At 56.0% G+C, this 7,703-nt stretch carries 7 protein-coding genes; 1 reads left to right on the top strand and 6 read right to left on the bottom strand.

The genetic code is table 11. The annotated features are described in order from the left end of the window. From KO1_RS11740 to tssK, 5 genes are all read right to left on the bottom strand, one after another. On the bottom strand, window positions 1-323 hold a 323-nt coding region (locus tag KO1_RS11740; RefSeq protein ID WP_265093627.1), incomplete at its 3' end, for a contractile injection system protein, VgrG/Pvc8 family. Then, window positions 320-559 carry a hypothetical protein gene (locus tag KO1_RS11735; RefSeq protein ID WP_023329595.1) on the bottom strand — a complete coding sequence of 80 codons (240 nt, stop codon included), beginning with the start codon at window positions 557-559 and terminating at the stop codon, window positions 320-322. The genes KO1_RS11735 and KO1_RS11740, both read right to left, overlap by 4 nt. Window positions 560-809: 250 nt before the next feature. Continuing rightward, a complete protein-coding gene (locus KO1_RS11730; RefSeq protein WP_023320815.1) occupies window positions 810-2,516 on the bottom strand; it encodes an OmpA family protein in 1,707 nt (568 codons plus the stop codon). After that, the gene (gene tssL, locus KO1_RS11725) at window positions 2,513-3,178 is read right to left on the bottom strand and encodes a type VI secretion system protein TssL, short form (protein ID WP_016808562.1); all 666 of its coding nucleotides are present in this window, start codon (window positions 3,176-3,178) and stop codon (window positions 2,513-2,515) included. The genes KO1_RS11730 and tssL overlap by 4 nt, the downstream gene beginning before the upstream one ends. After that, window positions 3,175-4,518: a type VI secretion system baseplate subunit TssK gene (gene tssK / locus KO1_RS11720; protein ID WP_023320814.1), complete on the bottom strand. Its 1,344-nt coding sequence runs from the start codon at window positions 4,516-4,518 to the stop codon at window positions 3,175-3,177. Before tssK ends, tssL begins: the two co-directional genes overlap by 4 nt. A 1,121-nt stretch (window positions 4,519-5,639) precedes the next feature. Between tssK and KO1_RS28840 the strand changes: the two genes are divergently transcribed. Next, a complete protein-coding gene (locus tag KO1_RS28840) occupies window positions 5,640-5,771 on the top strand; it encodes a hypothetical protein (RefSeq protein ID WP_259425828.1) in 132 nt (43 codons plus the stop codon). 196 nt (window positions 5,772-5,967) lie between these two features. On the opposite strand, the gene KO1_RS11710 is transcribed toward KO1_RS28840, so the two are convergent. Then, on the bottom strand, window positions 5,968-7,584 hold the full coding sequence (locus tag KO1_RS11710) for a peptide ABC transporter substrate-binding protein (RefSeq protein ID WP_024274061.1): 1,617 nt from the start codon (window positions 7,582-7,584) through the stop codon (window positions 5,968-5,970). Between the last annotated feature and the right edge of the window lie 119 nt (window positions 7,585-7,703).

Here is a 7,703-nt window from a genome sequence, read left to right as displayed (position 1 = left end):
GTCAGGGAATAATGCGTTTCGTCCCGGGAGGCGGAAAGGCGCTCAAACGCCGTCACCACGCCCTGAATCGTGCGTACCGGCTGCCGGATTTTTACCCCGAAGCCCTGGTCAACCGGGGCCAGCAGGGTGAAGGCGGCATCCTGCATCAGCATCTGCTGCGGCGTGAGGGTTTTGTCGGCGCTGGTGAATTCAATCTGGTAGCTGAACGGTTCGCTCAGGGCCTCATCGCCTTCAAAGGCCAGCACGTCCAGCAGGGCGCGGCAGCCGCGCACCGTTAACAGAGGATGGTTGTGGCTGAACTGCTGTGCCGGGATATCACTCATACGCTCACCTCTTTCTCAAACGTCATCGCAATCATTTTCTTATCGTCCCGACCCGGAGAAGGACGCTGAGGCAACTGTCCTGCAGCCACAGGGCTTAAGCGCAGCTGGCTTACCGCCGGTAATATCTGCTGGCAGAGCAGGCTTATCCCGGCGTTCGGCGGCAGGCAGAAGAGACCTTCTGTTGCGCGGGCGCAGTTTGGGTGAAGACGACGTAACAAAATGGCGGGATTTTCCATGAGAGTTTCTCTTCAATCATTTCAGGTACGCTACCGCCCGTCGCTGTTCACTTACCAAAGCGCATCAGGCCAGCAGACCAATTTTTGTCGTTGTTGAACACTTGCCCCGCGGCTGCTCAGCAAAATAACTGCGGACAGGAAAACCTGCCCGTTTCAGGCTCAAGTAGTGACACCTACGTTTGGCGAATGGGAGTCTGTGATATCCGCTCCGCCGTTGCTCTTCAGCAACAGGCAGACCGGAGTTGCCATGCTACTTCTCCGTTTCATTGATTGACGCGCCGCTCTCCCGCGATAAGGCCGAAGGCATGCCCGGTGGCTGGCAGGCATTCACCTGCGGTACCAGACTGATTTCGACACGGCGGTTCAGCGCACGCCCTTCAACCGTTTCATTGGTGGCTACAGGACGGTTCTCGCCGAAGCCCTGCACCGCAAAACAGCTCTCCGGTACATCTCCGGTGTCACGCATCCAGTCGCGCACCGATTCGGCACGCTTCAGCGAAAGTATCTGGTTGGCTTTTTCCTCACCGGTACTGTCGGTATGGCCCGCAACGACAATCAGCCAGCCGGGTTTTGCTTTGATGCCAACCAACGAGTGCACCAGCAGCTTTGTCGATCCGGGCTTAAGCGCCCACCTCCCGGTATCGAACAGCGACATGCTGTCGAGGCGGATGGTTTTCGGCACGGTTTTTTGTGCTGGTTTTTGTGGCGGAGGTGGGGGTTCCCAGGAACGAATCGCGGCCAACACCGGTATGCGTAAATAGGCCCCGTGATACAGACCGAGACTCAGGTTCAGCGGCTCACCGCGGCGCGCCCACTGATCCAGTTGAACCGCATCCCCACTCAGGATTTGCAGGGCGCGGGCTTTCGAGGCGTAGTCAACCATCGCAATCTGCTCATAGTGCTGAATATCGAACCCCACCCGCTGCAGTAGCTGGCGGTTGTTCCACGCGCTGGCGCACAGTGCGATGAGAATGGCAAGGGTGAACAGACAGAACGCCCGGCGTAAAATCCTGGCGCGTGGCGTCTCGCTGACGCCCAATGGCAACAGTGGCAGAATAAAATCCGGTAACAGGACATCCGCTGATGAGGTATCAGGCTGCCAGCCAGGTAGTGAGCCCAGAGCGGTATGATGAGACAACCAGCGCTGCCACAGATTCTGAGGCAGAACCGGTGCCCCCGACGGCGTCATGTGATACAGCATCATAGCGGGTATCACCGGGGGCGTATCAACAGAGGGCGCCGTCAGCATAGCCAGCGCCGTCTCGTGCGTCAGGCGAACCAGCGCATTCATCCTCACCTGTGTGGCCAGACGCTCCCTTCCGTTCTTTTGCGCCAGCCAGGTCCCGGTGCAGCAAGGCGCGTCATTCGCCTGCCACACCTGCATGGCTTCCCCGGTCTGCGCTGTCTGCCATAGCGAGTGAGGAACAGACGCCCCTGCCACGTGACTGCTCAGTAGTAAAGGCACCGAGCGGCGGCAGTCGCTCCGCGCCTGGTTCAGCTGCCAGCGCAGCTCATTAAGCCCGACCGCCAGCGCCGCCTCATCACCGTGCAACTGCGGGCAAACGCAGACCATCACCGCCAGCTGCGATATCAGATCCGGGCGTTTACGCAGAAGAGTACGTACCGTCTGCTGCAGTTCGGCGGTAGGAACATTTAACCAGCAGCCCTGAGCCGTACGCAAAACCACCCCGCACTCCGGCCACCTGGCGATATCACCGCAGACCAGCACCACCGGCAGGCAGTACGGCGCGTCCGGAATGTCATCCAGCCAGGCATCCTCTGTAAGTCCCCATTCCCCCTTGCGCCCGGCGACAATCAGGGCAACGATGACTGCGGTCAGGATCAGCGCAACAGCCAGAATCCGCCCGCCGGTAGCCAGCGGCAGAAACAGCAAACAGAGCAGTACCGCAAGGATCCCGGCCCAGAGCCATAACAGGCGCAAATGGTTCACGCTCATTTTTCCGCCCCGAGCAGCAGGGTTGTAATCAGGGAATCAAGCCAATGATTTAGCCCCAGCCACAGCGCGGCGATCGCAACCAGCGACAGCCCGAGGCAAACCGGCCAGCGTCGCAACCCGTCCGCCAGGCCGCTACGCCCGGATATACCCGCCAGTACAGGCTGGCTCTGGTCGGTTTCAAACGGCGAAACGCGCTCCGCCAGTCTGGTGATAAGCTGGTCGCGAACCGGCTCATCCAGGGCATAACATCCCTTAAAGCCCAGCATCAACACGCGATGGAAGCAGGTCAGTACCGCCACATCCGGCGCGGGCTCATGCAGAACCTGTCGCATCCGCTCATACAGCGCATCGCCGGCGTCCAGGGCACCGAAGTATTTCGCCTGCAGCGGACGGTCATACCAGACGATGCAGGCATCATCCTCACCTTCACGTCCTTTAGCTGTCTCATCCAGCAGTGCACACCAGGCGTAGAGAATATGCCGACGGCTCGCCTCGCTGAGGCCCGCGGTCTCCAGTTCCGCCATGACCTTTTCAATATGCTCTACGCAATGTCGCCAGAGGCGTTCGCCCTCCCCGTCGGCCAGTCTCGCCCCGCACCGCAGTTCCGTCACCGTCAACCAGGCGTCAGCCATCAGGGCGTCGATATTCGTATCCTGTTTCATGAGCGCAGTACCGCATAGAGTTCGAGTTCAGGGGCGCCCAGCAGACCGGGGACGTAAAAGACGCAACTGCCTTCCAACAGCATCGCTCGCGCCGCCGGATGGGCCATATCAAGGGTGAAATACTGGTTCTCCAGGCGCAGCGGGATGGCCGCCGGAACGTGGCTCATCGCGCGCAGAGGGATGCCGGGTTGCGAACCGTTAACGACCCGGTCGACTTCATCCGGGCTGCCCGCTTTGCACTGAAGCGGAAACTGCTCCAGTAGCTGCGCTACCGGCAGCGCCGATCGTACCGAGAGATAAAAATCCGCCTCTTCACGCAGTCGTGGATCGTGCAGACGGGCATGCCAGCGCTTGCGTCGTTCATCATGAACCATGTCAATCGACACCACCCTCGATGGCAGACTGGCTTCCAGCAGTCCCCCCAGCAAGTCAAACAATGGAGGAAAGACCGCCGTTAACTGCTCATGACGATAGGCCGGAATATCGGCTGTAGTGTGTTCAAGAGAAAAAGTCAGCAGGCTACCTGCCAGACCGGCCAACGCTGTATACAGACGTTCCGGATGCACCTGCGGATGACGAACAAAATGGCTGAGCAACGGCTCAGCGCTGTTGAGCGCACTCAGCAGCCAGAACAGCGACACGTCCGCTACCGCGAAGTCGGCCATTCGCTCGTTGCTTTCCCGACGCATAGACATCAGGCGCTGCAGGCGCGCACGGAGCTGACCCGTCAACTGTTCGGTTTGTTCCCTCAACCAACGGCTGGCCTGTACGTTCAGCAGCGGCGGCAGAAAAGACTCGTCCTGCGACCAGTGTCCCTGGCTATCGCGCGTAAGACGGATCGCGGCGACGGTCTGGTAATCAGCGTTGTCGCTATCGGCCTCACGCAGCGTCAGCTCCGGCTGCATTACCGCAATCTGGCGGCAGTCCTCCCCATAGCGGTTTCGCACCTCCCGCCAGGCCAGACGCCAGCGCACGGGACGCTCCGCTCTCTGCTCCGGTTGCAGACAGTTGCCACCGTTCTCATGCTCATGGGGCAGCGCCAGAACCACCGTCAGTTCGTGATGTTCTGTTTCCGGCAGGTTCATCACCGGCGGCAACGCATCGGCGTTATCGCTATCAATGAGCGTGCCGTCGGCGAAACGCACGCACAGGTGGTCGGCTTTCAGTTTCCCCTGCTTCAGCAGCGCGGTATTAAACTCCGCCCGCGCCACTCCCCAGGGATGAATTGCCCCCAGCCGGGCGACATACTCTGTCTGCCAGGCCGATTGCGCGGTTTCCTGCTGAAAATGTTGGGGAGAGATCATCTGTCCCCGTCCCCATAACGGTCGTACTGTTTTCATCCCTGCTCCTGTATTACGCTTTTGATATCAGACCCACCTGCGACAGGGGCACGTCCGTGTCTTCCAGGGCTTTGTCGGGCTGCTCCGCGCTATTTTCCGATTGACGGCCCTCACCCTTAAACTTTTCTATAACGCTTCCAGACCCTCGCCTGAGGGGCGACAGAAAGCGCCGCCATATCCAGAAAGGGATTCATCTCACCCCAACTGCACGCCCGAACCAGGTGGTTTTTTAAACAGAAAACAACGAGTGCTCTCTGTTTCCAGTACTGCGGCTTGCCTTTCGCGAAGCGGTGTTGATATTTACCAACATCAGCCATTTCCGGATAATTGATTAAACAACGCACCCGATTAATTCAGGGGCCAGCGTGTTCATTTCGGCTCATAATTTCTGAGTCAACGCGGCGTCTTTTAGAATTTATTCAAACGCCTTTCTGAATATAGCGATATCAAAGTCTGTATTTGAGGACGCGTAATAATTGACGTATCGCCAGCATGGCATGAAGTTAAAGTTTCTCGCACGCATCCTGCTCGTACTCAAGGCCTTTAAAAACTTAGACACTCTGACGCATATTATTTCCCGCCCGTTCTTTTAGCGCCTGCTCAGCCCAGATAAACGCTCTTCTGCACGTCATTATGAAAACGCGCAGCTAAAAAGAGCGCCCATTGGCGTTGAATTTTTTTATCTTCCAGATAAAAGACGCCCCGCTTTGCCATTACTCAAATCAGTAACGATGCAGCGCATAAGCGGAAATGCGACGCCGCTATTCGCGCCTCTCTGACGTGCAGCCTCAGCTTAAATCAGAGGCCGCCTTACAGCCGCACTCGCAATATCCTGGCCATAGCGCTTCCTTCCCTGGAGGCGTATGGGCCAAACATAACGATTTTCTTTGCACAATCATCGCAGGGCCAGACATCAGAATAGAGCAACTCATCCGTATTCAGGCCAAATATAAGACTTTGCTTAAGCATTTAAATGAAAATACAAAAAATAATAAGCATCATGCGCACAAAATCAACAAAAACATTCATCATCTGACTGCGATAAATAAAAAATTCACATCTCACAAATGAATAAATATTAAATTCACATATAAACAAACGGAGTTTATTGATGTTAATCAATGAGCGAAGGCAATCAGGCCATTCCCGATGCGGAAAAGATTGCGCGTATCCAAAAAGATATGTTGAGTACGTTTGACCGCTCGCAAGCCATCAGCCAGCCCAACCCCGACGATAAATATAGATATCAATAATTTCAGATAGGATAAATATAGATTTTAAAAATGATATCTGATGGCCTCTACGCTGTTCATTGACCAGGAGAGTGAGAGCTGGCAAAAGTGAGGTTTGCCGCTGCGTCGGGAAATAGAATACAGGTTAGCTGGCGCTGCGGGCCGCGCTCTGGAGAGATGTGATGGTTGCCTGACGCCCGCAGGCAACCGGTGCTCATCAGTGCTTCACGATATACATCGTGCGGCTATAGGCGACGTCTTCCGGATTGGCAATCGGATACCCTTTCAGCCACGGTTTAATCAGTCGCCCGTTGGTATACTGGTAAATCGGCGCGATAGGCGCTTTCGCCATAATGATTTTTTCCGCCGCGTTGTAATCGTCATTGCGCGCCTTTTCCGACGTTTCCAGCGCCGCCTGAGTGAGAATTTTGTCGTAGGCCAGATCGTTGAAGCGGGAGATATTACCGCTGTGCGTCGAGGTTAGCAGCGACAGGAACGTTGAAGGTTCATTGTAATCCCCCACCCACGAAGCGCGAATCACATCGAAGTTGCCGGTATTACGGCTGTCGATATAGGTTTTCCACTCCTGATTTTGCAGCTTCACGTCGACGCCAAGATTCTTCTTCCACATAGACGCTACCGCAATGGCGATTTTCTGATGATTCTCCGAGGTGTTATACAACAGGCTGAGCTTCAGCGGGCGACCCGGGCCGTAGCCCGCCGCCTGCAGCAGCGCTTTGGCCTGGGCATTCAGCTCAGCCTGGCTCATGCTCTCGATTTGCGACGGCTGGGGAGTGAAGCCGGCAGTGACATCCGGAGTAAAACGCCAGGCCGGTTTCTCACCAGTACCCAGAATTTTTTCCGCCATCAGACGGCGGTCGATAGTCATACTCAGCGCCAGGCGGACGCGCTCATCGGCGGTTGGCCCTTTCTGTGTGTTAAATGCGTAATAATAGGTGCCCAGCTGTGGCGGAGTGTAAACCTGCCCCGGAATATCCTTCATCAGCTTCTGATACATATTTTTCGGGAACGACTCGGTAATATCGATATCACCGGCCAGATAGCGCTTAGTTGCCGCTGACTCCTGATTAATGGGCGTAAACGTGACCTGCTGGATCACCGTTTTGCCGTTGTCCCAGTAGTGCGTATTGGGAACCACCACCAGTTTTTCATTCACCACGCGATCCTTTAAAACGTACGCGCCGTTGCCAATCAGGCTTCCCGGACGGGTCCAGCTGTCGCCGCTCTCAACATTCGCCTTCTGGACCGGATAAAACGCAAAGCTGGCGGTCAGATTGCTGAACCACGGCAGCGGTTTATCCAGCTGAACGCGCAGCGTTCGCGCGTCTACGGCGGTGACGCCAAGGGTATCCGGCGCGGCTTTACCATCAATGATATTTTGCGCATTGGCGATACCGGCCAGCGCCGCAAACCAGGCAAAGGGTGATGTGGTTTTGGGGTCAACCAGCCGCCGCCAGCTATAGACAAAATCTTCTGCCGTCACCGGCGTTCCATCGGACCAGCGGGCATTATCGCGCAGGGTAAACGTCCAGACGCGGTTATCATTGCTCTGCCAGCGAGTCGCCACGCCTGGTATTAGGTTGCCTTTCTCATCCTGATTGACTAAACCTTCAAAAAGATCGCGGATAACCTGAATTTCAGGCAGGCCGACGGCTTTCGCGGGATCTAAGGTGGCGGGCTCATCTTTTATGTGCCGCACCAGCACCTGTTTTTCGGCTAATACGGTGCCGGGCGGGACATCCGCCGCCCAGGCAAGAGAAGAGACGCTGGCTAACCACAGCGCGCCGCATGTCAATTTGACAGGATACTTCATAAGATCCCCTTTAAAATAAAAAAACCAGAGCTGGCAGTGCGATAATTATTTGTTTCATCACCTGAAATTGCAAACAGCTTGTGAAAGAAAGTTGACATATATGCTGATTTCAACATTGC

Source organism: Klebsiella oxytoca NBRC 105695 (assembly GCF_001598695.1).
GTDB lineage: Bacteria > Pseudomonadota > Gammaproteobacteria > Enterobacterales > Enterobacteriaceae > Klebsiella > Klebsiella oxytoca.
Note: the sequence above shows the minus strand (reverse complement) of the source record. Positions and strands in the feature narration are given on the sequence as shown.